General features: G+C 39.6%; 1 protein-coding gene. It reads right to left on the minus strand.

Annotation, left to right across the window (positions count from 1 at the left end):
- Positions 1-51: 51 nt before the first annotated feature.
- Positions 52-252: a helix-turn-helix domain-containing protein gene (locus CWB80_RS22290; protein WP_138686326.1), complete on the minus strand. Its 201-nt coding sequence runs from the start codon at positions 250-252 to the stop codon at positions 52-54.
- Positions 253-270 lie beyond the last annotated feature (18 nt).

Below are 270 nucleotides of genomic sequence, written 5' to 3' on the forward strand. Positions count from 1 at the left end.
TTAGCGCTATGTTACTTGAGCGATCCCCTTCCGCTTTTCGGTACTCTGGTATCAATCAATTTGCGCCCACAGCTGGCCAACCTCACAATCGAAAAGGTCACAGAGATTATCAATAGCTTCTAAATCAATACGTGGTGCTGTTTCTTTGTAAAGAAGAGTTATTGTATTTCTATCTAGCACCGTATCTATGGCTACATCCATAACTTTCATTTTACTTTCGCCCATTAGGCGAGATAAGTTACATCTAATCACACCATTTAACCTCTAAAT

It is taken from the genome of Pseudoalteromonas sp. S1650 (assembly GCF_005887195.1).
Lineage (GTDB): Bacteria > Pseudomonadota > Gammaproteobacteria > Enterobacterales > Alteromonadaceae > Pseudoalteromonas > Pseudoalteromonas simplex.